This window comes from Pseudomonas sp. GW821-FHT04D07 (assembly GCF_059420225.1).
The window spans coordinates 1-22319 of the sequence record NZ_JBWKTH010000023.1; the positions used below are offsets into that span (position 1 = coordinate 1).

Annotated in this window: 22 protein-coding genes; 10 read left to right on the plus strand and 12 right to left on the minus strand. The window is 62.5% G+C overall.

What is annotated here, in order from left to right:
- Positions 1-153: 153 nt before the first annotated feature.
- The 3 genes from AC07T0_RS22930 to fdhA all read left to right on the plus strand — a co-directional run bounded on the left by AC07T0_RS22930 (position 154) and on the right by fdhA (position 3386).
- On the plus strand, positions 154-786 hold the full coding sequence (locus AC07T0_RS22930) for a sarcosine oxidase subunit gamma (protein ID WP_495003333.1): 633 nt from the start codon (positions 154-156) through the stop codon (positions 784-786).
- Between the two features lie 196 nt (positions 787-982).
- Positions 983-1840: a formyltetrahydrofolate deformylase gene (gene purU / locus AC07T0_RS22935; protein WP_495003334.1), complete on the plus strand. Its 858-nt coding sequence runs from the start codon at positions 983-985 to the stop codon at positions 1838-1840.
- A 346-nt stretch (positions 1841-2186) separates the two neighbouring features.
- Positions 2187-3386, plus strand: a complete 1200-nt coding sequence (gene fdhA / locus AC07T0_RS22940) for a formaldehyde dehydrogenase, glutathione-independent (protein ID WP_495003335.1) — start codon at positions 2187-2189, stop codon at positions 3384-3386.
- Positions 3387-3522: 136 nt separating this feature from the next.
- Here fdhA and AC07T0_RS22945 read toward each other — a convergent pair whose 3' ends face one another.
- Positions 3523-4008 carry an ecotin family protein gene (locus tag AC07T0_RS22945; RefSeq protein WP_495003336.1) on the minus strand — a complete coding sequence of 162 codons (486 nt, stop codon included), beginning with the start codon at positions 4006-4008 and terminating at the stop codon, positions 3523-3525.
- A 199-nt stretch (positions 4009-4207) separates the two neighbouring features.
- Here AC07T0_RS22945 and AC07T0_RS22950 point away from each other — a divergent pair, with 199 nt between their 5' ends.
- A complete protein-coding gene (locus AC07T0_RS22950) occupies positions 4208-4552 on the plus strand; it encodes a type II toxin-antitoxin system Phd/YefM family antitoxin (RefSeq protein ID WP_191489568.1) in 345 nt (114 codons plus the stop codon).
- On the plus strand, positions 4552-5211 hold the full coding sequence (locus AC07T0_RS22955; protein ID WP_495003337.1) for an ATPase: 660 nt from the start codon (positions 4552-4554) through the stop codon (positions 5209-5211). The genes AC07T0_RS22950 and AC07T0_RS22955 overlap by 1 nt, the downstream gene beginning before the upstream one ends.
- 47 nt (positions 5212-5258) lie before the next feature.
- Here the strand turns inward: AC07T0_RS22955 and AC07T0_RS22960 are convergent, their stop codons facing one another.
- From AC07T0_RS22960 to AC07T0_RS22970, 3 genes are all read right to left on the minus strand, one after another.
- Positions 5259-5933 carry an anti-sigma factor gene (locus tag AC07T0_RS22960; RefSeq protein ID WP_495003338.1) on the minus strand — a complete coding sequence of 225 codons (675 nt, stop codon included), beginning with the start codon at positions 5931-5933 and terminating at the stop codon, positions 5259-5261.
- The gene (locus tag AC07T0_RS22965; RefSeq protein ID WP_495003339.1) at positions 5930-6574 is read right to left on the minus strand and encodes an RNA polymerase sigma factor; all 645 of its coding nucleotides are present in this window, start codon (positions 6572-6574) and stop codon (positions 5930-5932) included. Before AC07T0_RS22965 ends, AC07T0_RS22960 begins: the two co-directional genes overlap by 4 nt.
- Positions 6575-6775: 201 nt before the next feature.
- Positions 6776-7357, minus strand: a complete 582-nt coding sequence (locus AC07T0_RS22970; RefSeq protein WP_495003340.1) for a fasciclin domain-containing protein — start codon at positions 7355-7357, stop codon at positions 6776-6778.
- A 222-nt stretch (positions 7358-7579) separates the two neighbouring features.
- Here AC07T0_RS22970 and AC07T0_RS22975 point away from each other — a divergent pair, with 222 nt between their 5' ends.
- Positions 7580-8122, plus strand: a complete 543-nt coding sequence (locus AC07T0_RS22975) for a DUF2780 domain-containing protein (protein WP_495003341.1) — start codon at positions 7580-7582, stop codon at positions 8120-8122.
- A 196-nt stretch (positions 8123-8318) separates the two neighbouring features.
- Here the strand turns inward: AC07T0_RS22975 and yihG are convergent, their stop codons facing one another.
- Positions 8319-9224: a 1-acylglycerol-3-phosphate O-acyltransferase, YihG family gene (gene yihG / locus AC07T0_RS22980; protein WP_495003342.1), complete on the minus strand. Its 906-nt coding sequence runs from the start codon at positions 9222-9224 to the stop codon at positions 8319-8321.
- Positions 9225-9500: 276 nt separating this feature from the next.
- Here yihG and rloA2 point away from each other — a divergent pair, with 276 nt between their 5' ends.
- From rloA2 to creD, 4 genes are all read left to right on the plus strand, one after another.
- Positions 9501-10001, plus strand: a complete 501-nt coding sequence (gene rloA2, locus AC07T0_RS22985; RefSeq protein WP_495003343.1) for a retropepsin-like aspartic peptidase RloA2 — start codon at positions 9501-9503, stop codon at positions 9999-10001.
- 58 nt (positions 10002-10059) lie between these two features.
- The gene (creB, locus tag AC07T0_RS22990; RefSeq protein WP_495003344.1) at positions 10060-10740 is read left to right on the plus strand and encodes a two-component system response regulator CreB; all 681 of its coding nucleotides are present in this window, start codon (positions 10060-10062) and stop codon (positions 10738-10740) included.
- The gene (creC, locus tag AC07T0_RS22995; RefSeq protein ID WP_495003345.1) at positions 10740-12158 is read left to right on the plus strand and encodes a two-component system sensor histidine kinase CreC; all 1419 of its coding nucleotides are present in this window, start codon (positions 10740-10742) and stop codon (positions 12156-12158) included. Before creB ends, creC begins: the two co-directional genes overlap by 1 nt.
- A gap of 95 nt (positions 12159-12253) precedes the next feature.
- Positions 12254-13627, plus strand: a complete 1374-nt coding sequence (gene creD / locus AC07T0_RS23000) for a cell envelope integrity protein CreD (protein WP_495003346.1) — start codon at positions 12254-12256, stop codon at positions 13625-13627.
- Between the two features lie 208 nt (positions 13628-13835).
- On the opposite strand, the gene AC07T0_RS23005 is transcribed toward creD, so the two are convergent.
- From AC07T0_RS23005 to AC07T0_RS23035, 7 genes are all read right to left on the minus strand, one after another.
- Complete coding sequence (locus AC07T0_RS23005; RefSeq protein WP_495003347.1) at positions 13836-14021, minus strand: hypothetical protein; 186 nt, start codon at positions 14019-14021, stop codon at positions 13836-13838.
- Positions 14018-15136 (minus strand): PepSY-associated TM helix domain-containing protein, encoded by a 1119-nt coding sequence (locus tag AC07T0_RS23010; protein WP_495003348.1) that lies wholly within the window; start codon positions 15134-15136, stop codon positions 14018-14020. Before AC07T0_RS23010 ends, AC07T0_RS23005 begins: the two co-directional genes overlap by 4 nt.
- A 231-nt stretch (positions 15137-15367) precedes the next feature.
- On the minus strand, positions 15368-17776 hold the full coding sequence (locus AC07T0_RS23015) for a TonB-dependent siderophore receptor (protein WP_495003349.1): 2409 nt from the start codon (positions 17774-17776) through the stop codon (positions 15368-15370).
- A 230-nt stretch (positions 17777-18006) separates the two neighbouring features.
- Complete coding sequence (locus AC07T0_RS23020) at positions 18007-18987, minus strand: FecR family protein (RefSeq protein ID WP_495003350.1); 981 nt, start codon at positions 18985-18987, stop codon at positions 18007-18009.
- Positions 18984-19502, minus strand: a complete 519-nt coding sequence (locus tag AC07T0_RS23025; protein ID WP_495003351.1) for an RNA polymerase sigma factor — start codon at positions 19500-19502, stop codon at positions 18984-18986. The genes AC07T0_RS23020 and AC07T0_RS23025 overlap by 4 nt, the downstream gene beginning before the upstream one ends.
- A gap of 80 nt (positions 19503-19582) precedes the next feature.
- Positions 19583-20290, minus strand: coding sequence for a 3'-5' exonuclease (locus tag AC07T0_RS23030; protein ID WP_495003352.1), 708 nt, complete (start codon positions 20288-20290; stop codon positions 19583-19585).
- On the minus strand, positions 20287-22221 hold the full coding sequence (locus tag AC07T0_RS23035) for a putative nucleotidyltransferase substrate binding domain-containing protein (protein ID WP_495003353.1): 1935 nt from the start codon (positions 22219-22221) through the stop codon (positions 20287-20289). The genes AC07T0_RS23030 and AC07T0_RS23035 overlap by 4 nt, the downstream gene beginning before the upstream one ends.
- Positions 22222-22319 lie beyond the last annotated feature (98 nt).

Genomic DNA, 22319 nt, shown 5'->3' on the forward strand with positions numbered 1-22319 from the left:
CCCCCCCCCCCCCCCCCCCCCCCCCCCCCCCCCCCCCCCCCCCCCCCCCCCCCCCCCCCCCCCCCCCCGCTCCCACACAGGGCCACGGTTGTTCATGAGGTGGAGTCAGGCATTGACCCACCGCCAAGACAGAATTCAACACAGGTGTTTCACATGACCACAGCCAACGTTTACCAACAACGCCCGACTTCCGGGGCCAAGGCCGAGTCGTCGTTGCACCATGCCGATCTCGCCAGCCTGGTGGGTAAAGGCCGCAAGAACGCCGGCGTGACCGTGCGGGAAAAGAAACTGCTCGGTCACCTGACCCTTCGTGGCGATGGCCATGATGCGGCCTTCGCCGCCGGCGTGCACAAGGCTCTCGGCCTGGAACTGCCAGTGGCGCTGACCGTGGTTGCCAAGGGCGAGACCAGCCTGCAATGGCTCGGCCCGGACGAGTGGCTGCTGATCGTCCCGAGTGGCGAAGAGTTCGCCGCCGAGAAGGCGTTGCGCGAAGCCCTGGGCGACCTGCATATCGCCATCGTCAATGTCAGCGGCGGCCAGCAACTGCTGGAGCTGAGCGGGCCGAAGGTCCGTGAAGTGCTGATGAAGTCCACCAGCTACGACGTGCACCCGAACAACTTTCCGGTGGGCAAGGCCGTCGGGACTGTGTTCGCCAAGTCGCAACTGATGATCCGCCATACCGCCGAAGACACCTGGGAGCTGGTGATTCGTCGCAGTTTCTCGGATTACTGGTGGTTGTGGTTGCAGGATGCAGCGGCCGAATACGGTCTCAGCGTCCAGGCCTGAGAGGTTGTTTGACCTGTAGGAGCCAGCTTGCTGGCGATGAGGCCGGTGAGCCTTGCATCGCCTGAGCGGCCGCCATCGCCAGCAAGCTGGCTCCTACAGGGTTTGCGAACACAAGGGCAAGGATTGCCTGGAGCCGCTACCAAGAGGCTCGCGATCAACCGCTTGGCGGTTGCCCCTCACGAACAGGAGTCAAGCAATGAGCCGCGCCCCCGATACATGGATTTTGACCGCCGACTGCCCCAGCGTGCTCGGCACGGTGGATGCGGTGACCCGCTACCTGTTCGAGCAGGGCTGCTACGTCACCGAGCACCATTCGTTCGATGACCGCCTCTCGGGGCGTTTCTTCATTCGCGTGGAGTTTCGCCAGCCCGAGGGTTTCGACGAACTGGCCTTCCGCGCCGGCCTGGCCCTGCGCGGTGAGACCTTCGGCATGCTGTTCGAACTGACCGCGCCGAACTACCGGCCGAAAGTGGTGATCATGGTCTCCAAGGCCGATCACTGCCTCAACGACCTGCTCTACCGCCAGCGTATCGGCCAATTGTCCATGGATGTGGCCGCCGTGGTCTCCAACCACCCGGACCTCAAGCCCCTGGCCGACTGGCACCAGATTCCCTACTACCATTTCCCGCTGGACCCGAACGACAAGCCGGGCCAGGAGCGCCAGGTCTGGCAGGTGATCGAGGAGTCCGGCGCGGAGCTGGTGATCCTTGCCCGTTACATGCAGGTGCTCTCGCCTGAGCTGTGCCGCAAGCTCGACGGCAAGGCCATCAATATCCACCACTCGTTGCTGCCTGGGTTCAAGGGTGCCAAGCCCTATCACCAGGCCTACAACAAGGGTGTGAAACTGGTGGGCGCCACCGCGCACTACATCAACAACGACCTGGACGAAGGTCCGATCATCGCCCAGGGCGTCGAGGCGGTGGACCACAGTCACTACCCTGAAGACCTGATCGCCAAGGGCCGCGATATCGAAGGGCTGACGTTGGCGCGGGCGGTGGGTTATCACATTGAGCGGCGGGTTTTCCTCAACGCCAACAGAACAGTGGTGCTCTGAAGGTCGGTCGTTTTACGACCTTCGCGGCGGTGCGGCGGTCCGACCAGCACCGCTCCCACATTAGATTTGTGTCGTACTCAGCAAGTACATACGACTCGGGACCTGTGGGAGCGGAGCTTGCCCGCGAAGAGGCCCGCAAGAACAACGCAACAACCACAAGCAGTAACCCGGGCAATCTCCCACAGTGGGCGCGGTGCCTGCCGTGACGCAATTCCCTTGTGGGAGCCGGCTTGCCGGCGATGGGGCCCGTAAGAACAACGCAACAACCACAGGCAATAACCCGAGCAATCCGCGCGTTGCCCCCTGGCGGCGCGCTGCTACATAAAAACAACAGCGAGGTGAAAGCATGTCTGGCAATCGTGGTGTGGTGTATCTCGGCAATGGCAAGGTCGAGGTGCAAAAAATCGACTATCCGAAAATGCAGGACCCACGCGGCAGGAAGATTGAGCACGGTGTCATCCTGCGCGTCGTCTCCACCAACATCTGTGGTTCGGACCAACACATGGTCCGTGGCCGTACCACCGCCCAGACCGGTCTGGTCCTGGGTCACGAAATCACGGGTGAAGTGATCGAGAAGGGCAGCGATGTCGAGAACCTGAAACTCGGCGACCTGGTCTCGGTACCGTTCAACGTGGCTTGCGGGCGCTGCCGCTCCTGCAAGGAACAACACACCGGCGTCTGCCTGACCGTCAACCCGGCCCGTGCCGGCGGTGCCTACGGTTATGTCGACATGGGCGACTGGACCGGTGGCCAGGCCGAATACGTGCTGGTGCCGTACGCCGACTTCAACCTGCTCAAGCTGCCGGATCGCGACAAGGCCATGGAGAAGATCCGCGACCTGACCTGCCTCTCCGACATCCTGCCTACCGGCTACCACGGCGCGGTCACCGCGGGCGTCGGCCCGGGCAGCACCGTGTACATCGCCGGTGCTGGTCCGGTCGGTCTCGCGGCGGCGGCTTCGGCACGCCTGCTGGGCGCAGCGGTGGTGATCATCGGTGACGTCAACCCGATCCGCCTGGCACACGCCAAGGCCCAGGGTTTCGAAATCGCCGACCTGTCCAAGGACACCCCGCTGCACGAACAGATCGCCGCGCTGTTGGGCGAGCCTGAAGTGGATTGCGCCGTCGATGCGGTAGGCTTCGAAGCCCGTGGTCACGGTCATGAAGGCGTGAAGCACGAGGCTCCGGCCACCGTGCTCAACTCGCTGATGGGCGTGGTCCGGGTGGCGGGCAAGATCGGTATTCCGGGCCTGTATGTGACCGAAGACCCGGGTGCAGTAGATGCCGCCGCGAAAATCGGCAGCCTGAGCATCCGCTTCGGCCTCGGCTGGGCCAAGTCCCACAGCTTCCACACCGGCCAGACCCCGGTGATGAAGTACAACCGCCAGCTGATGCAGGCGATCATGTGGGATCGGATCAAGATCGCCGATATCGTCGGTGTCGAAGTGATCAGCCTCGACGACGCGCCGCGCGGTTACGGCGAGTTCGATGCGGGCGTGCCGAAGAAGTTCGTGATTGACCCGCACAAGCTGTTCAGTGCGGCGTAAGCAGTAAAGGGCAAGACGGAAAAAGGGCGACTTCGGTCGCCCTTTTTAATGTTGCGGTTTTTGTTTTGGCTCTGGAAAGGCAAGGTCGTTTTTTGTCCGCTCGACATTCCAGGGGGACTGCCGGTTTTTTGAAGGCTTAGAGACCGATCGCGTTGATCGCAGCCTTTTCGATGATGTCGTAAGAGATATGGACATCCTCCTTCGGATCGAAGCCCGCGAAGGCATGGATAACGATGGGGGTGTTGCTGTTGTAAGGAAGGGTGTAGCCCTGGCCCTTGAGCTTATGAGTTTCTACATGCTTGGGGGGCGGGCAGCCCATTTTCGTTGACGCATAAAGCGGTCGATCGAGCCGGTAATAACCGGCCGTTGTTTTCTCAAGATTGCTCTCGAGGCCCTCGCGCCTGAGGTAATCAGACATGTTGCAGTCGTACAACAGGCTGATTCGGGCGTTGATCCTGACCTCGAGTTGCTCTTCGTCTGGGCGTTTTTTCAGGAAAAACACAAACTTTCTATAGCCGTTTTCGAGGGGCTGATGTTCCAGGCAGGTCGCATGATCGGCGTCCGTGAGAGCAGACAGGGTGTCGATGCCTGCTTCGATGATTGCGCTGGTGAACATATCCATATTCAAGCCTCTGTGCATTGATTGAGGGGTGTTGTCCTGCACAGTCATCTTCGTCAATGTCGAGCGGGGGCCGATGAGAGATAATTATGGAAAGCACCCTCCATAACAGATCTTGAAAAAACAAAAATATGGCAAAAATAGCCAGATTTCTGCAGCGTTGCTATAGTGAGCAGGCCCTCCCAGCTTGCGAGCACATGCCATGATTGCCTTGCCTGACCTGCTTGATCTGCCCCGCCAGAATGCCTCCCAGGTGAAGAACAAGTGGGCCGACGTTGTCCGTCTGGTCCATCAGTCCGGCACTGTGGCGGTGACTAACCACTCGACTGTGGAAATGGTGCTGCTGGCCGCCGAGACCTATCAGCAACTGATCGCCGAAGTACAAGCCTACAAGGCCCGGGAGCAATCGGCCCTGGAGGAGTTGACCCAGCGTTTCGATGCCCGCCTGGAGGTTCTGCAACAGCCTGAATCTGCCGCTGGCGTGCGCTCGCTGCTGGCGGCCAAAGGCAAGCTGGGCAAGCGACCCAAGGCAGGATCCTCCTACTGATGAGTGAAGTGTTACCCAGCGAACGTCCTTACATTTTCGTCTTGGCAGGTGTCAATGGTGCCGGTAAAAGCTCGGTAGGTGGTGCGCTCCTGGCAGAATACGGGCTGGAGTGGTTCAACCCGGATAGCATGGCGCGTGAGTTGGTCGGTTCCCGGGACATTGATCCTGTTCAGGCTAATGCCCTGGCTTGGGAGTACGGTCGCTCCCGGCTGGAAACCGCGCTGCTCCAGGGGCACAACTATGCCTTCGAAACCACGCTGGGTGGTAACACGATTGCGCGTTTGCTGGCACAGTCCGCCCGGACTCATGATGTGGTGATGCTGTTTTGCGGATTGTCTTCTGCGGAGCAACATCTGCAACGGGTACGTTTTCGCGTGTCTGTCGGTGGTCACGATATTGCGGAAAAGAAGATTCGCGAGCGTTGGGTCTCCTCTCGAGCGAATCTGGTCAGCCTGATGCCACTGTTGGCGCACTTGCAAGTCTTCGATAACAGCGCCGACGCCGCGCCGGGTGAGGATATTCCAGACCCCGTGCTGATTCTGGAGATGGTGGCTGGACAGATCACTTTTCCGGATCCGGAAGATGCCGCTGCCTTGCAGGGCACACCACAATGGGCGCGGCCGTTGGTGCAGGCCGCTATTGAATACCTTGCGCAATAGTCAGTATGGAACGCCGCTGATCCTGCAGGACCACGCGGCTTTTGGGTTCAAAGCGCCGCCAGCGCCCCTTGATACAATACCGGTCCGGTCGGTTGCCCAGTCGGCGAGCCGCCCGTTGGCTCAAGGCTGACCGCCAGCACCGCCGAGGTGCCGAGCAACGCCCTATGCGCTTCGCTCAACTCGACCCGCCCCTTGCCTTCCTTGGGCAGCAGTCCCAGGGACACCGGTTTGCCGCCCACCGGAATCACCCAGAGTTCCAGGCTGCGGTCGGCTTGTACCGCCGCCAGGCTCAACGGCTCCACTTGCAGATAGCCGGTATGGGTCTGGACTCGCAATGCCGGGGTTTGCGTGCCGCTGAGCAGGGTCGCGCTGGCGCTCGCCGGATCATGGTTGTAGAACACGCCCAGGGCGACCACCAGCACCAGTGAACACACCGCTGCGAGGATCCGCAGTCCGCTCCAGAACCGCCGTTTTTCAGGCAGGTGCAAGCGTTGCGGGTCGATCCGTGCGACAACGCCTTGCCAGACGCGATCCGGCACCGGCTGATCGGCCACGGACTCGGTCAGGGCCATCAGGTTTTCCTGCCATTCGGCGACCTGGGCGCGCAGTTTCGCGTCATCGCGCATCAATTCTTCGAAGCGTCGGCGCGCGGCCTTGGACATCAGGCCAATGGCATAGTCGGCGGCCAGGGCACGGCGCAGGCGGGGGTTCTGGTAGTTCATGATTCAAGGCACCTGCGCAGGCGCTCCATGCCGCGACGAATCCAGGATTTGACCGAACCCAGCGGCGCGGGCAGTTGTTTGGCCAGTTCCGCGTAGGACAAACCGTGGAAATAGGCCAGGGTGATCGACTGGCGCTGCGGGCCCTCCAGGGTTTCCAGGCAACGGTTCAGGGCGCTGGCCTCGCGGGCGCTGTCGAGCAGTTCGTGGGCCGACGGGCTGTCGTCAGCCACGCTGTCTTCCTGCCCATCGGTCAGGGGCACTTCACGCAACCTGCGCAACTGATCGATGGCCAGGTTGCGGGTGATATTGACCATCCAGGTCAGCGGCGCCGAAAGGTGCGCTTCGTAGCGCGAGGCGTTGTTCCAGATGCGCACGAAGCTCTCCTGGAGGATTTCTTCGGCCAGGTCGGCACGGCCCAGGCAGCGCAAAGCCACGCCGTGCAGGCGCGGGGCGACACTGCGATACAGCGTTTCAAAAGCATGGCGGTTGCCCTGCGAGCACTGGGCCAACAGCTGCCTGAGTTGATCGGCGTCGGCGGTGGAAATGGCTGTTCTCCAGACAATCACAAGACGATGTATGGGCCGCGCGTTGCGCTCGTTACCGGCTGAGGGTAGTCCACGGCGCGCGGTTGTTCCATTCATGGGGGGCCTCACGGGCTACACGGCCTTACGGATACTGTCTTGGCCATGGACCCGTCACTAGGGTCAACGCGGTCATTGTAGGAGCCAGCTTGCTGGCGATGAACTCAAGGACGCCGGGGGGGGGGCAGGCACCCCGCGTCATCATTGACCGCCATCGCCAGCAAGCTGGCTCCTACAGGTAGAGCGGCGGTAGGGCCGGGTTCAGCTTTTAGGCAGCAGTACCTTGTCGATTACCTGGATTACGCCGTTGGATTGCATCACATCGTAAGTGGTGATATCGGCGCTGGAGCCTTTCTCATCCTTGATCACGATGTTGTGCGGGCCGTTCATCATCGCCCACAACTTGCCACCTGCGACGGTGGTCAGTTCGGTCTGGCCGCCACCGGCCTGGATGCGCTTGGCCAGTTCGGCCATATCCAGTTTCCCGGCCACCACGTGGTACGTGAGGATATGGGTCAGGGTGCCCTTGTTTTCCGGTTTGAGCAGGTTGTCGACGGTGCCGGTGGGCAGGGCGGCGAAGGCGGAGTTGACCGGGGCGAAGACAGTGAACGGACCCTTGCCCTTGAGGGTAGGCACCAGCCCGGCGGCCTTCACGGCGGCGACCAGGGTGGTGTGATCGGCGGAATTGATCGCGTTATCTACAATATCCTGGCTCGGCAGCATGCTTTGTCCGCCGACCATTACACTGTTGTGGTCCATGCTCGCCGCCTGGGCCAGGCCGCCGGACAACGCGAGGGTCAGCAGGCTGGCAATCAGGGGTGCTTTGATCGAAGTGCATTTCATGATGGAGAATCCTTGTCGGTATGAAGTCGGCCAGGAAGTTCTGTCCGTGCTTGATATACGCACGGGAGCGAGGATCGGATGCACCGGCGGTACAGTTTTTTTACAGGCGCGGTGGGAGGATTCGGCGAGCGCGGAACAAGTCCGGTTTTTTTGACTCCAACGGCAAGTGTTCAGCGCCTGTCCCCGCTGGCGGTCGGTTTTGATGACTTTCGAGGTGTTGCAATGAAGATTTCACGCGGTGTGGTACTGGCTTCGTTCCTGGCATTCGCCGCTACGCCGGTGTTCGCGGCGTTCAGCCTGAGCGATGCGGCCAATGCGGTCTCGTCCATGCAAGGCGAGCAGGGCGGCAATGCGGCGGCACCGGCAGGCGGCCTGCTCAGCGCCCTCGGGTCGCAACTGAATGTCACTCCGGAACAGGCGGTGGGTGGCACGGGTGCAATGCTGGGCTTGGCGAAGAACCGGCTCAGTGGTAACGATTATTCGCAGTTGAGCAAGAGCGTGCCGGGGCTTGACCAATTATCGAGCGGCGGTGCCCTGGCCGGCCTGGGCAGTTTGCTCGGCCAGTCGGATAACTCGTCGGCGTTGGGCAACGCGCTGGGCAATGTGCAAAACACCAGTGACCTGAACAAGGCCTTCGGCGCCCTGGGCATGGACAGCGGCATGGTCGGCCAGTTTGCCCCGGTGATTCTGCAATACCTCGGGCAGCAGGGCATCGGTGGTCCGTTGCTCAAGAGCCTGGGCGGTATCTGGGGCGCCGGTAGCTGATCAAGCATCGGGCTGGAATAAAAACGCATCGAACGGTTCGAAACTGTTCGATGCGTTTTTTTGTGGCACGGGCGCAACGCTATTTTTGCGCGGGGACGCGGTTTTGTGGGAGCCGGCTTGCCGGCGATGGCGTCCGAACAGGCATCGTGAGACTCAAGGGTCTTATCGCCGGCAAGCCGGCTCCTGCAGGTGCGGGTCAACCGGGCCGGTCTGTTGGCTCGCTCTCGCTACGCAAAGCCGTAATGCGCGGATCCTTTTCGCTCCAGAGCTGGTTGACCCAATCCTGGATCCGCTGGCGAAACAGCGGATCGTTCTCGTAGTCGCCTTGCCACAGGTCCGCAGTCAACTCGCGGGTCTGGAAGTCGATGATGACCTTGGGCAGGTTGCCGCTGATCAAATCCCAGAACCCCGGAATCCGCTCTTGTGGATAAACCACGGTGACGTCGAGGATCGCGTCCAACTGCTCACCCATGGCCGCCAGTACGAAGGCCACGCCGCCGGCCTTGGGCTTGAGCAGGTGGGTGAAGGGCGAGTCCTGCGTCTGGCGCTTGGCCGGGCTGAAGCGCGTGCCTTCCAGGTAGTTGACCACGGTCACCGGCTGGCGCTTGAACAACTCGCAGGCGGCCTGGGTGATTTCCAGGTCATGGCCCTTGAGTTCCGGGTGCTTGTCGAGAAAGGCCTTGGAATAGCGCTTCATGAACGGGTAGTCCAGCGCCCACCAGGCCAGGCCGAGGAACGGCACCCAGATCAGTTCTTTCTTGAGGAAGAACTTGAAGAACGGCGTGTGCCGGTTGAGCGTCTGGATCAGCGCCGGGATATCGACCCAGGATTGATGGTTGCAGACCACCAGGTACGAGGTGTCGCGACGCAGGCCCTCGGCACCGCGAATATCCCAGCGGGTAGGGATGCACAGGACGAAGATCAGCTTGTCGATCTCGGCCCAGGTTTCGGCGATCCACATCACTGCCGCGCTGGCGTAGTCGCGCAAGCGACCCGGCAACAACAGCTTGAGCAGGGCGAAGAGCATCAGCGGGCCGAACAGTACCAGCGTGTTGAGCAAAAGCAGGAAGGTGACGAAACTGCCGGTGAGCAGGCGGCGCATACAGGGACTCTTTCAAAGCGTGAGGGCGCGCCATGATAAAGGCGGGCGCGGGCGGACACCAAATTGCCCGGGCGAACCTGATCAGTCTGGGGTGAACACGATCCCTGTAGAAGCTGGCTTGCCAGCGATGGCGATGTCATATTCACCATCGCTATCGCCAGCAAGCTGGCTCCCACAGGTTGGAGGTGTCGGTCTGTCAGATTTGTTCATGAACCAACGCGGTAACAGCGGTCTAAAATGGCGCCCCTTGTGCGTCCACTTAAAAGGTACAGCGAAGTGAAATCCATTCTTGCCCTGTTGTCCCTCCTGGCCCTGCCGGTCATGGCGGCCGAACCGACCCTCTACGGGCGCTACGAATACATCCAGTTGCCGGAAATCGGCCAAACCTTCAAGGCCAAGATGGACACCGGTGCCTTGACCGCCTCGCTGTCGGCCAAGGACATCGAGCTGTTCAAGCGTGACGGTGAGGACTGGGTGCGTTTCCGTCTGGGCACCGCCGATGCCGACGGCAAGGTCTATGAACACAAGGTCGCGCGCATCAGCAAGATCAAGACCCGCTCCGAGGAAGACGAAGACGGCGAAGTCAGCGACTCGAGCAAGCGCCCGGTGGTGGAGCTGGAAATGTGCCTGGGCAACGTCAAGCGCAGCGTCGAGGTCAACCTGACCAACCGCAGCAGCTTCAACTACCCGCTGCTGATCGGCGCCAAGGCCTTGCGTGAATTCGGCGCGGCGGTGAACCCGGCGCGACGTTATACCGCCAATCAACCCCACTGCTGATTGACGCGGCGGCACGCGTCCGGCACCGTTGCGCGATCAACAACCGTGCTCGGACGCCATGCCCCATATCCTGATTGTCGAAGACGAAGCGGCGATTGCCGATACCCTGATCTATGCCCTGCAGGGCGAGGGGTTCACTACCACCTGGCTGAACCTGGGCGGCGCGGCGCTCGAGCACCAGCGGGCAACGCCGGCCGACCTGCTGATTCTCGATATAGGCCTGCCGGACATCAGCGGCTTCGAGGTGTGCAAGCAACTGCGGCGCTTTACCGAAGTGCCGGTGATGTTTCTCAGCGCCCGCGATGGCGAGATCGACCGCGTGGTGGGCCTGGAAATCGGCGCCGACGACTATGTGGTCAAGCCTTTCAGCCCGCGGGAAGTCGCGGCGCGGGTGCGGGCGATCCTCAAGCGCGTGGTGCCCCAGGCGCCATCGCCGGTTTCCAGCGAGCGCTTCCTGGTCGATCACGAGCGAGTACAGATCGGCTATCGCGGCCAGCCCTTGAACCTGACCCGCCACGAATTCCGCCTGTTTGCCTGCCTGCTGGAACAACCCGAACGGGTTTTCAGCCGTGAGCAGTTGCTCGATGCCCTGGGGGTGGCGGCGGATGCCGGCTACGAGCGCAATATCGACAGCCATATCAAAAGCCTGCGGGCCAAGCTGCGGGCGGTGGCCAGCGATGCCGAACCGATCCAGACCCATCGCGGCCTGGGCTACAGCTACAGCCCGGGGAACAGCTGATGCCGTTGGGGATCCGGATTTTCCTGGTGTACTTCCTCTTCGTCGGCCTGACCGGCTATTTCGTGCTGAACACGGTGATGAAGGAAATCCGCCCCGGCGTGCGTCAGTCCACCGAAGAAACCCTGGTGGACACCGCCAACCTGCTGGCGGAAATCCTCCATGACGATGTGAAGAACGGCACCCTCAGCCAGAGTCGCCTGCCCGAGGCACTCAAGGCTTACGGCCAGCGCAAGCCGGCGGCGACCATCTGGGGCCTGGAGAAGAATCAGGTCAACCACCGGATCTATGTGACCGACGCCCACGGCATCGTGTTGCTCGATTCCGCCGAGCAGGCGCTGGGGCAGGACTATTCAAACTGGAACGATGTCTACCTGACCCTGCGCGGCGAGTACGGCGCCCGCTCGACCCGTACGGTGGATGGCGACCCGAACTCTTCGGTGATGCACGTTGGTGCGCCGATCAGCGACAACGGTCAGGTCATTGGCGTGGTCACGGTGGCCAAACCCAACAGTTCGTTGCAGCCTTACGTGGACCGCACCGAGCACCGTCTGTTGATGTACGGCGCCGGGTTGATCGGCCTGGGCCTGTTGTTCGGCGCGCTGCTGTCCTGGTGGCTGAGCGCAGCGTTGCGGCGCCTGACCGCTTACGCCCAGGCGGTCAGCGAAGGTCAAAAGGCCGAGTTGCCAAGTTATCGCGGCGGCGAGCTGGCGCAGTTGGCCAACGCCGTGGAGCACATGCGCACGCAGTTGGAGGGCAAGGCCTATGTCGAGCGCTATGTGCACACCCTGACCCACGAACTGAAAAGCCCGCTGGCGGCGATTCGGGGGGCGGCGGAGTTGTTGCAGGGGGAGATGCCGGAGGCCCAGCGCGAGCGTTTTGTCGGCAATATCGACAGCGAAAGCGCGCGGATGCAGCAGTTGATCGAGCGGCTGCTGAATCTGGCATTGGTGGAGCAGCGTCAGGTGCTGGAGGAGCAGGTCGAGGTCCCCTTGGCGAGCCTGGTGGATGAGGTGTTGCAGGCCCAGGCCGCGCGGATCGAACGCGGGCGCTTGCAGGTAGAGCAGTCGATTGCGCCGGACCTGACGGTATTCGGCGAGCCGTTCCTGCTGCGTCAGGCCATCGGCAATCTGCTGGACAATGCCCTGGACTTCACGCCGCCGGAAGGGACTGTACGCTTCAAGGCCGAGCGTCAGGGCCGGCAGTTGTGCTTCAGGCTGTTCAACCAGGCCGAGGCTATCCCTGAGTATGCCCTGCCGAGATTGAGCGAGCGCTTCTACTCCTTGCCACGGCCGAGCAGCGGTCGCAAGAGCACCGGACTGGGGCTGAATTTCGTCGAGGAAGTGATGAAGTTGCACGGCGGCGAACTGCGTATCGGCAATGTGCGCGGTGGCGTCGAGGTCAGCCTGACCTTTCCCTGATAAACATGGCCTCTCCACACAGTCTCCACATTCGCCCCATCAAGCCCCCACACAGGCTGCGCAGACTCTCCCCCCTACCAACAGGGAGAGAACCCATGAACCGCAGTCTGGCTATAAAACTCGGGGCGATTGCCCTACTGATGCTGTTGTTGCTGATTCCCTTGATGATGATCGATGGTGTGATCACCGAGCGTCAGCGCCTGCGCGATGGTGTCCTGGAAGATATTGCCCGCAGTTCCAGCTACAGCCAGCAATTGAATGGTCCGTTGCTGGTGGTACCGTATCGCCAGACGGTTCGCGAATGGAAGACTGACGCCAAGGGCGAGCGCTACCAGCAAAGCAGCGAAGTCAGCGGGCGCCTGTATTTTTTGCCGGAGCGTTTCGAGCTCGATGGCAAGGTCCAGACCGAACTGCGCTCGCGGGGCATTTATGACGCGCGGCTGTTTCACGCCAATAACCAGATCAGCGGGAGCTTCGTGTTGCCACTGCAATTGGGCATCAGCGAAGACTTTGCCGATTACCGCTTCGACGAGCCGTACCTGGCGGTGGGTATCAGCGATATCCGCGGCATCGAAAACGCCCTGACTTTGCAGGTGGGTAGCCAGAACCTGGAGTTCCGGCCCGGGACCCAGGTCAGTTGGCTGGGTGACGGTGTGCATGTGAACTTGCCACGTGTCGATGGTCGCCAAGAGCAACGCCTCGACTTTGCCTTCAATCTGGCGCTGCAGGGCACGGGTCAGTTGCAGGTGCTGCCGGTGGGCAAGACCAGCAATATCCATTTGAGCGCCGATTGGCCACACCCGAGCTTTATCGGCAACTACCTGCCGGTCAAGCGGGAAGTCACCGACCAGGGTTTCAGTGCCCAGTGGCAGACCTCGTTCTTCTCCACCAACCTGCGCGAAGCCCTGAACAATTGCCTACAGAACAGCGACTGCGACGGCTTCAAGGCCCGCAGCTTTGGCGTGAGTTTTATCGAACCGGTGGACCAGTACCTCAAGTCCGACCGGGCGATCAAATATGCGCTGCTGTTTATCGCCCTGACCTTTGCCGGTTTCTTCCTCTTCGAAGTGCTCAAGCGCCTGGCGGTACACCCGGTCCAGTACGCCCTGGTCGGGGTGGCGTTGGCTTTCTTCTATCTGCTGTTGCTGTCGCTGTCCGAGCACCTTGGGTTTGGTCTGGCGTATCTGTTGTCGGCCGGGGCCTGTGTCGGGTTGATTGGCTTTTATGTTTGTCATGTGTTGCGCAGTTTGGTCCATGGCCTGGGTTTTGGTATTGGCCTGGCCGCCTTGTATGGCTTGCTCTACGGGCTGCTCAGCGCCGAGGACTATGCGTTGCTGATGGGCTCGTTGCTGCTGTTCTGCCTGCTCGGGGTGTTTATGGTGCTGACCCGCAAACTCGATTGGTATGGGATCGGCCAGGGCAAACCCGCCGAGGCGCTGAACGTTGATCGCGGGGCCGCCCATGAGTAGGTCGCTGGGATTACGCGAGGATCAGCGATGGGGCGCGGAATTGGCCCGTTTGCTGGCCAGTCAGTCAAGACCGAACACGGTCGTTGTGGGTGCGGTGCTTGTCGGATCGCCGCACCGCCGCGAAGAGGCCCGCGAGACCGCTGAAAGCTTCGCGGGCACGCCTCGTTTCAGATTACCTGACGCTTTGTCTTGAAGGCCTCACCAGCGGTCATCCGTGGCGACGGCCCAGCAGCCCGTGCAGGGAGAGGGCCGCCGGAATCCCCAGCCCCAGCCAGCTCAGCGCGTCCCAGGCGCCATCGCCCAGCAGCGCGGCGAACAGGCCGGCGGCGCTGAGCAGGGCGATCAGCGCGGGAATACCGAAGACCTTCCGGATATTCGATGAGTGCGGTTTCATCGGGCGCCCTCGGTTTTCAGGGCGCTCCGCCGGCGCACCCACCACAGGTACACGCCGCTGCCGAGCACGATGATGGTCAAGCCATCCAGCACGGCCCAGAGCACCTTCATCGGCAGGCCGCCGTAATCGCCGAAATGCAGCGGTTGCGACATGCCCATGGCATCCATGTACCAGGGGCGCTGGCCCACGGCGGTGACTTGCAGGGTACTGGCGTCGATCAGCACCGGGGTCAGCAGGTGCGAGGTGAGATGGGTGCTGCCTTTCATAAAGACCGCGTAGTGGTGCGCGCTGGAAAAGCGTGTACCGGGGAAGGCGGTGAAGTCCGGGCGCATGCCGGGGGCGGCTTCGGCGGCGATTTCCAGCAGGTGCGTGGCCGGGGCGAGTTCGGTCAGCGGCGGGGCGTTGCGGTAGGGCGCGACCATGGCGCCGAGGGTGTCGGTGCGCCAGGCGGCGATCAGCAGATCGGCACAGGCGCTGATGACCCCGGTGATACCCACCACCAGGCACCAGGTCAGGGTCACGATGCCGATCAGGTTGTGCCGGTCGAGCCAGCGCAGGCGGGTGGATTTATCCCGGCGCACGCTGGCGAACTTCCGCCGGCGCATGAACGGCAGGTAGAGCACCACGCCGGAGACGATCGCCAGTACGAACAGTACGCCCATGAAGGCCAACAGCAGTTTGCCGGGGAGCCCGGCGAACATATCCACGTGCAGGCGCAGCAGGACCATCATCAGTCCGCCATTGGCCGAGGGCAGTGCCACGGCCTGGCCGCTGCGGGCGTCGAGCATGAAGGTGTGGGAGGCGTTGGGTTCGGTGCCAGCGGTTTGCGCCATGATGGTGGTCACGCCATTGGGCTCGTCCTCGTCCCAGCCGAAATACTGCATGACCTCGCCCGGGCGATGGGCCTCGGCGGCGCGGACCAGTTGCTGCAGGTCCAGGCGCGGGGTGTCGACGGGCAGGGTGGGCAGCTCGGCGGCGTCGCCCAGCAAGTAGTCGATTTCGTGGTGGAAGATCAACGGCAGGCCGGTCAGTGCCAGCATCAGCAGGAACAGGCTGCAGATCAGGCTGGTCCAGGTGTGGACAAAGGACCAGCGACGGATGGTTTGGCTTTTCATGGTTTGCCACAGTCTGGATGGGGGCCGCTATAGAAAAGGGGCTTGCCTCAAGGTTGTTCAGCTAAGCAAGTGGGACATGGGAAACGCCGCAAAATCTGTGGGAGCCGGCTTGCTGGCGATAGCGTCCGAATGGGCGCTGCAAGGCTCAGGGGCCTCATCGCCAGCACGCCGGCGCCTACAGGTCCGCGGTGTTTCAGGTGGCCCGCGTGATCAAGGCGTGCGCGGGTGCGGTTACCACTTGTAGTTCACGCTGGCGGCCACGCTGCGTTCGTCGCCGTAGTAGCACCAGTAGCCGTCGCAGGTGGCGAGGTAGTCCTTGTTGAACAGGTTCTTGGCGTCCACGGCCAGAGAAGCTCCCTTGAGGCTTTGGCCCAGGCGACCGAGGTCGTAGTGCACCGAGGCGTCATAGATGGTGTAGGCGCCGACATGGCCCAGAGCGGTGTTGCTCTGATTGCCATAGGTGTCACCCACATAACGAACCCCCGCGCCGACGCCAAAGCCGTCCAGTACCCCGGCATGCCAGGTGTAGTCGCCACGCAAGGTCGCCTGGTTGCGAGGAATCTGCGGTACGCGGTTGCCCTTGTCGTCACCGTTGAGGATTTTGGTCTCGGTGTAGCTGTAAGCGCTCACCAGCTTCAGGTTGTCGGTGACGTCGGCGGTGGCTTCCAGTTCCAGGCCCTGGGCCTTGATTTCTCCGATCTGGCTGGTGATGCTGTTCTCGGTGATCGAGACGTTCTTCTGACGCAGGTCGTACACGGCGGCGGTCAGCAGGGTCCTGCTGCCGGGTGGCTGATACTTGATCCCGGTCTCGTATTGGCGACCCTGGGTTGGCTTGAGCGAGCGGGTGGCGCTGACGTTGGCACCGGCGGCCGGCTGGAAGGACTCGGTATAGGAAATGTAGGGCGTAATGCCGTTGTCGAAGACGTAGCTCAGGCCGGCATTGCCGCTGAAGGCGCTGTCGCGCTGGGTGCTGGTGACACCATTGTTATTGTTGAAGGTGGTGCCGGTATGGACCCAGTCCTCCCGTCCGCCGAGGGTCAGGCGCCATTGGTCGAGGCTGATCTGGTCCTGGGCGTAGAGGCCGGTCTGGTCGGTCTTCTGGTTGTAGTTGTATAGGTCGAAGTACTGGATATTGGAGAAATTCTGGCCGTAGATGGGCCGGATGACATTGGTGCCCGGCGCCGTACCGTACTGCCAGCGGTAGTCGGTGTCGGAGCGTTGGTGATCCAGGCCTAGCAACAGCGTATGGGTCAGAGCAGCGGTCTGGAAGTCGGCCTGGAAGTTGTTGTCCACGGCGATCTGGGCGATGTCTTCGTTGACGATACCGGCGGAGCGGCCGATGTTGCCGTCGGCGTCGACCGCGTTGGCGCCGCTGGCCACGGTCAGGCCCTGGAAGTGCAGTTCGCTCTTGGTGTAGCGCAGGTTCTGCTTGAACTGCCAGATATCGTTCAGGCGATGATCGAAGGCATAGCCGAGGGCGTAATAGGTGCGGTGGTAGAACTCCCAGTTCGGGTCTCCCAGGTCCTTGCTGTGGGAGATCGGGCCAAAGGGCGAGTCGATTTTTGTTCCTTGCAGGGGCAGGAACTGCCCGGTGATGCCGGTGTTGTCGTGGGTGTACTGGGAAATCAGGGTCAGGTGGGTATCGTCGTCGATATTCCAGGTCAGGCTCGGCGCAATGTTGTAGCGCTCGTCCGGGATATGCTCGGTGGCCGAGCCGCTGTCGCGCACGACACCGCTGACACGGTAGAGAAAGCGGCCTTCGTCATCGATTTTTCCGCTGCTGTCGAAGTTGATCTGCTTGTGGTCGTTGTTGCCGGCCTGCAGTTCGATCTCGTGTGTGCTTTCTGCCTGCGGGCGGCGGCTGAGCATGTCGAGCATGCCACCGGGAGGCGTCTGGCCGTAGACCGAGGACGCCGGGCCGCGCAGTACGGTGATGCGCTCCAGGTTCCAGGGCTCGACTTTCGGGTTGGCGTAGGAGCCTTTGGGCAGGGGCAGGCCATCGAGGAACTGCGTCGGGTCGAAGCCGCGAATCCGCAGCCAGTCGGCCCGGGAGTCGGAACCATAACCGCTGCTGGTGACGCCGGCGGCATAACGCAGCGCGTCGTTGAGGTTGAGCACGCTGCGGTCGTCCATCTGCTGGCGGGTGATCACCGACAGGGAGCGTGGGACTTCGACGATCGGCGTATCGGTCTTGGTGCCGGCGGCGGTGCGCATGGCGGTATAGCCTTCGACCGGGCCCCAGGCGCTTTCAGCAATGCCCTGGCCAGTGATAGTGGTTTCCGGTAAGGCCACGACGCCGCTCGGGATCGCGATCAGGGTGTAGGTCCCGGCGCTGCTCTGGAGCAATTGCAGACCGGTACCGCCGAGAGCGGTGTGCAGGGCGGTGATGGCATCGAACTGGCCTTTGACCGGTGCCGAAGTCTTGCCCGAGGCCAGCGCCGGGTCGAGGCTGAGGGCCAGGCCCGCCTGGCTGGCGATCTGGCTCAGGGTTGAACCCAGCGGCCCGGCCGGCAGGTTGTAGGCATGCACGTTGGAAGTCTGTTCGGCCGCGACCAGCGTCGGGCTGAGCAGTGGGGCGCCAAGGGCAATGGCGACGGCGAGGAGACTGGGGCGCAGCCAGGTATCGAGCGAGCGGGACATAGGGCGGGTTCCTGAATGGAAAAATTTCTCAATGCCTATGGGCCGGACGAAACGCTGGAAGTGATAGGGCTGATTGAAAATAATTTAGATTCACATCGGTGGCAGGGGCGAACACCGACCTTGTAGGCGCCGGCTTGCTGGCGATGGCGTCCGCGAATACACCGCAGGACTCAAGGGCCTCATCGCCAGCAAGCCGGCTCCTACAAGGTGGGGACGTATTCCAAGGCGTATCAGGGCTTGGTGTCGGCCTTGGCCTGCACCGTCACCCACCACTGGGTATGCCGTGCGATCTGTACCGGCAAGGTCGGCAGCAACGCGGTTAGCGCCAGATTGGTATCGTGCAGCGGGAAACTGCCAGTGATCCGCAGGTTGGCGACTTTCGGGTCGACGCCCAGATGACCAGGGCGGTAGCGACCCAATTCCTCGAGCATGTCGGCCAGGCGGACGTTGTCCACCACCAGCATGCCCCGGGTCCAGGCATCGGCACCGGGGGTGAGGGCCTGCAGCGGACCCAGGCCGTCGCGGCGCATCAGCACTTGCTGGCCTTCATGCAGGATCTGTTCGTCGGCAGCGGCCTGCGGATGAGCGGCCACCGCCGATTGCAGGACGCTCAAGAGCGTGCCGTCGTCCTCGCGCTTGACCAGGAAACGTGTACCCAGCGCGCGCATGCGTCCTTCATCGGTTTCGACGATAAACGGCCGGGTATCGTTATGCCCGGTTTCGATCAGGATTTCGCCATCGCGCAGGACAATGCGCCGAGTCTTCTCATCGAAACGTACATCCAGCGCACTGTGGGTATTGAGCTGGATCAGCGTGCCGTCGACCAGGTGCAGGGTGCGTTGCTCACCGGTGGCGGTGCGCTGGTCGGCCAGCCAGTAATCGATGGGCAGATAACGGTGGCCGAGGAACAGTGCCAGACCGCAGGCCAGCATCACACTGGCCAGGCCACTGCCGAGTTTGCGCAGCCGCTGTCGAACGCTGTCGTGGGATTTCAACAGGGCACCGCGTGCCGGGCCGCTGGTGCCGCTGAAGCGTTGGTCGAGTATGCCCAATTGCGACCAGGCGCGGGCGTGTTCTTCATGGGCCGCATGCCATTTCTCGAACTCGGCCTGTTCCACCGTGTTGTGCCCACCGGCGTCCAGGCACAACTGCCAGGCAATCGCGGCATCGAGGACGCGGGTGGACACCGGCCTGGCGCTGAATGGGGTCATGTCGGCTCGCCGTACAGCGCGATATAGCACTGGCGAATGCCCTGGGCCAGGTACTGGCGCACCCGGGGCACGGAAACCCCGAGCTTTTCGGCGATCTCGGCATGACCGAGGCCGTCCAGGCGACTGTAGAGGAACGCGCCGCGGGCTTTGCTTGAGAGCTTGCCGAGCAGCTGGTCGATGGCTCGCAGGTCTTCGAGGATCAGGTGTTGTTCTTCCGGGGACGGTTGTTCGCCTTCCGGGATCCGCACCAGTTCTCTGAGGTAGGCCTGTTCCAGCGCGGCGCGGCGGAAGTGATCGAACAGAAGGCCCTTGGCAATGGACACCAGGAAGGCCCGGGGTTGTCGTGGGGTGTTCAGTTCGTCGCGACCCAGCAGGCGGACGAAGGTGTCCTGGCTCAGGTCTTCGGCCCGCTGCGGGCAGGCAATGTTGCGGCGCAGCCAAGCCAATAGCCAGCTGCGATGGTCGCGATACAACGCGCCGACAAGGGCATGATGGGGGCTTCGGACTGACGACAACGGACATCACCGATAAAAAGTTTAAACTAACGAGAATTATTCGCGATTGTGTCAGAGCATAGGAAGAGGCGCAATTACAACTAGAAGGAGGGGCTCTGCCGACGACGTTTCCACTGGCCCAAACGCTGTTGCAGATTCAACGGACTGTGGATCTGTTGCTGCCGTGCCCGACTGAACAGGATCAGTGCCAGTTCGGCGGTGGCCAGGGCGTCGGCACTGGCGTGATGGCGCTCTTGCACCTGCAACTTGAAATAGTCGATCCAGTCGTCCAGTCCGGCTTCGCGCAGGGTCGCGTGCGGGCACAACAACCGCGCGATATCGGCGACATCGAGAAACGCATGTTGCAGGCGGTAACCGAGGCTGTCCTTCAGCGCGCGCGCCAGCATGTGCTGGTCGAAGGGTGCATGGAACGCCAGCAGCGGGCTATCGCCGACGAACTCCATGAATTCAAGCAACGCCTGCGCCGGATCGCTGCCGGCGGCCAGGGCACTCGGGCCGAGGCCATGGATCAGCACGCTGGGATTGACGCTCTGCCCGGGGCGCAGCAAGGTTCGTTCGAAGCACTGCCCCAGGTCGATGGCACCGTCTTCGATGACCACCGCGCCGATGGACAGCACCTGGTCGCGGTTCAGGTTCAGGCCGCTGGTTTCCAGGTCGACGACAATCCAGCGCTGCTCCCGCAGCGAGCACTCGCCCAGGGGCTCGGCGGCCGGCAGTTGCCTGAGTCGCGCCTGTGTCGCGGCATCGAGGGTTGGCTCGTTGCTCCTCAGCCAGGAAAACAGCCTCATAGCTGATACCGCAGGGCCAGGCTGCTTTGCAGGCGTTGGGCCTGGCGCAGGGCTTCACGCAGGATGCGCCGGTCCAGCTGGTTGAGGCTGTCCGGGTCAACCCGGTTGGAATACGGCAGGTTGTGCCGGGTTTGCAGTTGATGCTGTTGCAGACGGGTCTGCTGGATGAAGTGATAGGCCTCTTCATAGGCCGCGCCATCGAGGCGTTCGATGACTTCCTTGGCCACCAGCTGGCGCAAGCGTTCGAGGGTGTTGCCGGCGTCGATGCCATTGGCCAACGCCAGCAGGCGGGCGCCGTCGACGAACGGGGTCAGTCCCTGGACTTTCAGATCGAGAGTGGCCTTGTCGCCACCGTTGCGGCTCAGTACGAACTCGCGCAAACGCCCTACCGGTGGGCGTTGGCGCAAGGCATTGTCCGCCATCATGCGCTGGAACAGCCGGTTGTCGGCGACCTGGGCGAGAATGCCCTGGCGCAGTTGCTGGCAACCCTGTTCCTCGCCCCAGACCACCCGCAGGTCGAAATAGATGCTCGATGCCAGCAGGTTTTCCGGCGTGGCCTCGCGAATAAAGGCGGCGAAGCGCCGCGCCCATTCGGCCCGCGACAGGCACAGCTCGGGGTTGCCGGCCATGATATTGCCCTTGCACAGGCTGAAGCCGCACTGCGCCAGGCTCTGGTTGATCTGCTGCGCCAGGGGCAGCAGTTTGCCGCGAATCTCGGCGGCCTGGGCGGCGTCGCGGGCCTCGAAGAGGATGCCGTTGTCCTGGTCGGTGTACAGCGTCTGTTCGCGGCGGCCTTCGCTGCCGAAGCTCAGCCAACTGAACGGTACGCCCGGGTCGCCCTTGTCGGCCAGGGTCAGTTCGATGACCCGACAGACGCTGTGATCGTTGAGCAGGGTGATAATCTGGGTGATCTGGGTCGACGAGGCGCCGTGGGCCAGCATGCGCTCCACCAACTGGCCGATCTCGCCGCGAATGGCGATCAGGCTGTCCAGCCGCGGGGCGCTGCGGATGGTGCGCGCCAGGTGCACCAGGTCGACCCGCTGCAGGGAAAACAGGTCGCGTTCGGAGACCACGCCACACAGGCGCTGCTCCTTGACCAGGCAAACGTGGGCGATGTGCCGTTCAGTCATGGCAATCGCGGCGTCGAAGGCACTGTGGTCGGGGGTCAGGGCAAAGGGCGCCTGGGTCATGTGCCGGTCGATGGGCAGGTTGAAGTCCTGGACACCGTCGGCCACCACCTGACGCAGGTCACGCAGGGTGAAGATGCCGACCGGGGCCTTGGCCCCATCGACCACGACGATGCTGCCGACCTGTTGCTCGTGCATCAGGCTCACCGCTTCGCGCAGCGGGGTGTCCGGACTGCAGGTCACGGGGTGGCGCATCGCCAGTTCGCCCAGGCGGCTATTGAGCGAGTATTGGGTGCCGAGGGTTTCCACGGCTTGGCGCTGGACCTGCTGGTTGACCAGATCGAGCAGGCTGCTGACGCTGCGCAGGGCAAAGTTGCGAAAGACCTCGGAGGACGAGAACAGCTTGATAAACGCGGCTTTGTTCAATTGCAGGCAGAAGGTGTCTTCGCCGGCCAGGTGTGCGGTGCGGGTGGCCCGCTCGCCCAGCAGCGCCGCCAGGGGGAAACACTCGCCGCTGGTGATTTCGAACACGGTTTCGCTGCCGTCCTTGGCGGTGTACGGGCGTTCACCGACCACGCGGCCCTGCTTGACGATATAAAAGTGCTCCACCGGCCCATCCGTGGGCTTGATGATGCTCTCGCCGGTGCCGTAGAAACGCAGCTGGCACTGCTCGACCAGATAGGCCAGATGGGCGTTCTCCATCTGGTTGAAGGGCGGGAATCGTTGCAGGAACTGCAAGGTACCGTGGATGTTTTGCAACACCGCGGTCTTCCCGGCCTGGGTGAATGCATCCGCTTTGCTCATGAGCGCTACCGCTTTTTTTGTCCGTTGTCAGAAGGGCGAAGACTCGCTGTTGCAAGCATGGTCGGCCCCCGCTTCCCGGGTGCCCATTGGACGTAAGT

Bases quoted from the DNA above. Each gene is read 5' to 3' on its own strand.
- AC07T0_RS22930 (WP_495003333.1), top strand. From the start codon at position 154: ATGACCACAGCCAACGTTTACCAACAACGCCCGACTTCCGGGGCCAAG.
- purU (WP_495003334.1), top strand. From the start codon at position 983: ATGAGCCGCGCCCCCGATACATGGATTTTGACCGCCGACTGCCCCAGC.
- fdhA (WP_495003335.1), top strand. From the start codon at position 2,187: ATGTCTGGCAATCGTGGTGTGGTGTATCTCGGCAATGGCAAGGTCGAG.
- AC07T0_RS22945 (WP_495003336.1), bottom strand. From the start codon at position 4,008: ATGGATATGTTCACCAGCGCAATCATCGAAGCAGGCATCGACACCCTG.
- AC07T0_RS22950 (WP_191489568.1), top strand. From the start codon at position 4,208: ATGATTGCCTTGCCTGACCTGCTTGATCTGCCCCGCCAGAATGCCTCC.
- AC07T0_RS22955 (WP_495003337.1), top strand. From the start codon at position 4,552: ATGAGTGAAGTGTTACCCAGCGAACGTCCTTACATTTTCGTCTTGGCA.
- AC07T0_RS22960 (WP_495003338.1), bottom strand. From the start codon at position 5,933: ATGAACTACCAGAACCCCCGCCTGCGCCGTGCCCTGGCCGCCGACTAT.
- AC07T0_RS22965 (WP_495003339.1), bottom strand. From the start codon at position 6,574: ATGAATGGAACAACCGCGCGCCGTGGACTACCCTCAGCCGGTAACGAG.
- AC07T0_RS22970 (WP_495003340.1), bottom strand. From the start codon at position 7,357: ATGAAATGCACTTCGATCAAAGCACCCCTGATTGCCAGCCTGCTGACC.
- AC07T0_RS22975 (WP_495003341.1), top strand. From the start codon at position 7,580: ATGAAGATTTCACGCGGTGTGGTACTGGCTTCGTTCCTGGCATTCGCC.
- yihG (WP_495003342.1), bottom strand. From the start codon at position 9,224: ATGCGCCGCCTGCTCACCGGCAGTTTCGTCACCTTCCTGCTTTTGCTC.
- creB (WP_495003344.1), top strand. From the start codon at position 10,060: ATGCCCCATATCCTGATTGTCGAAGACGAAGCGGCGATTGCCGATACC.
- creC (WP_495003345.1), top strand. From the start codon at position 10,740: ATGCCGTTGGGGATCCGGATTTTCCTGGTGTACTTCCTCTTCGTCGGC.
- creD (WP_495003346.1), top strand. From the start codon at position 12,254: ATGAACCGCAGTCTGGCTATAAAACTCGGGGCGATTGCCCTACTGATG.
- AC07T0_RS23005 (WP_495003347.1), bottom strand. From the start codon at position 14,021: ATGAAACCGCACTCATCGAATATCCGGAAGGTCTTCGGTATTCCCGCG.
- AC07T0_RS23010 (WP_495003348.1), bottom strand. From the start codon at position 15,136: ATGAAAAGCCAAACCATCCGTCGCTGGTCCTTTGTCCACACCTGGACC.
- AC07T0_RS23015 (WP_495003349.1), bottom strand. From the start codon at position 17,776: ATGTCCCGCTCGCTCGATACCTGGCTGCGCCCCAGTCTCCTCGCCGTC.
- AC07T0_RS23020 (WP_495003350.1), bottom strand. From the start codon at position 18,987: ATGACCCCATTCAGCGCCAGGCCGGTGTCCACCCGCGTCCTCGATGCC.
- AC07T0_RS23030 (WP_495003352.1), bottom strand. From the start codon at position 20,290: ATGAGGCTGTTTTCCTGGCTGAGGAGCAACGAGCCAACCCTCGATGCC.
- AC07T0_RS23035 (WP_495003353.1), bottom strand. From the start codon at position 22,221: ATGAGCAAAGCGGATGCATTCACCCAGGCCGGGAAGACCGCGGTGTTG.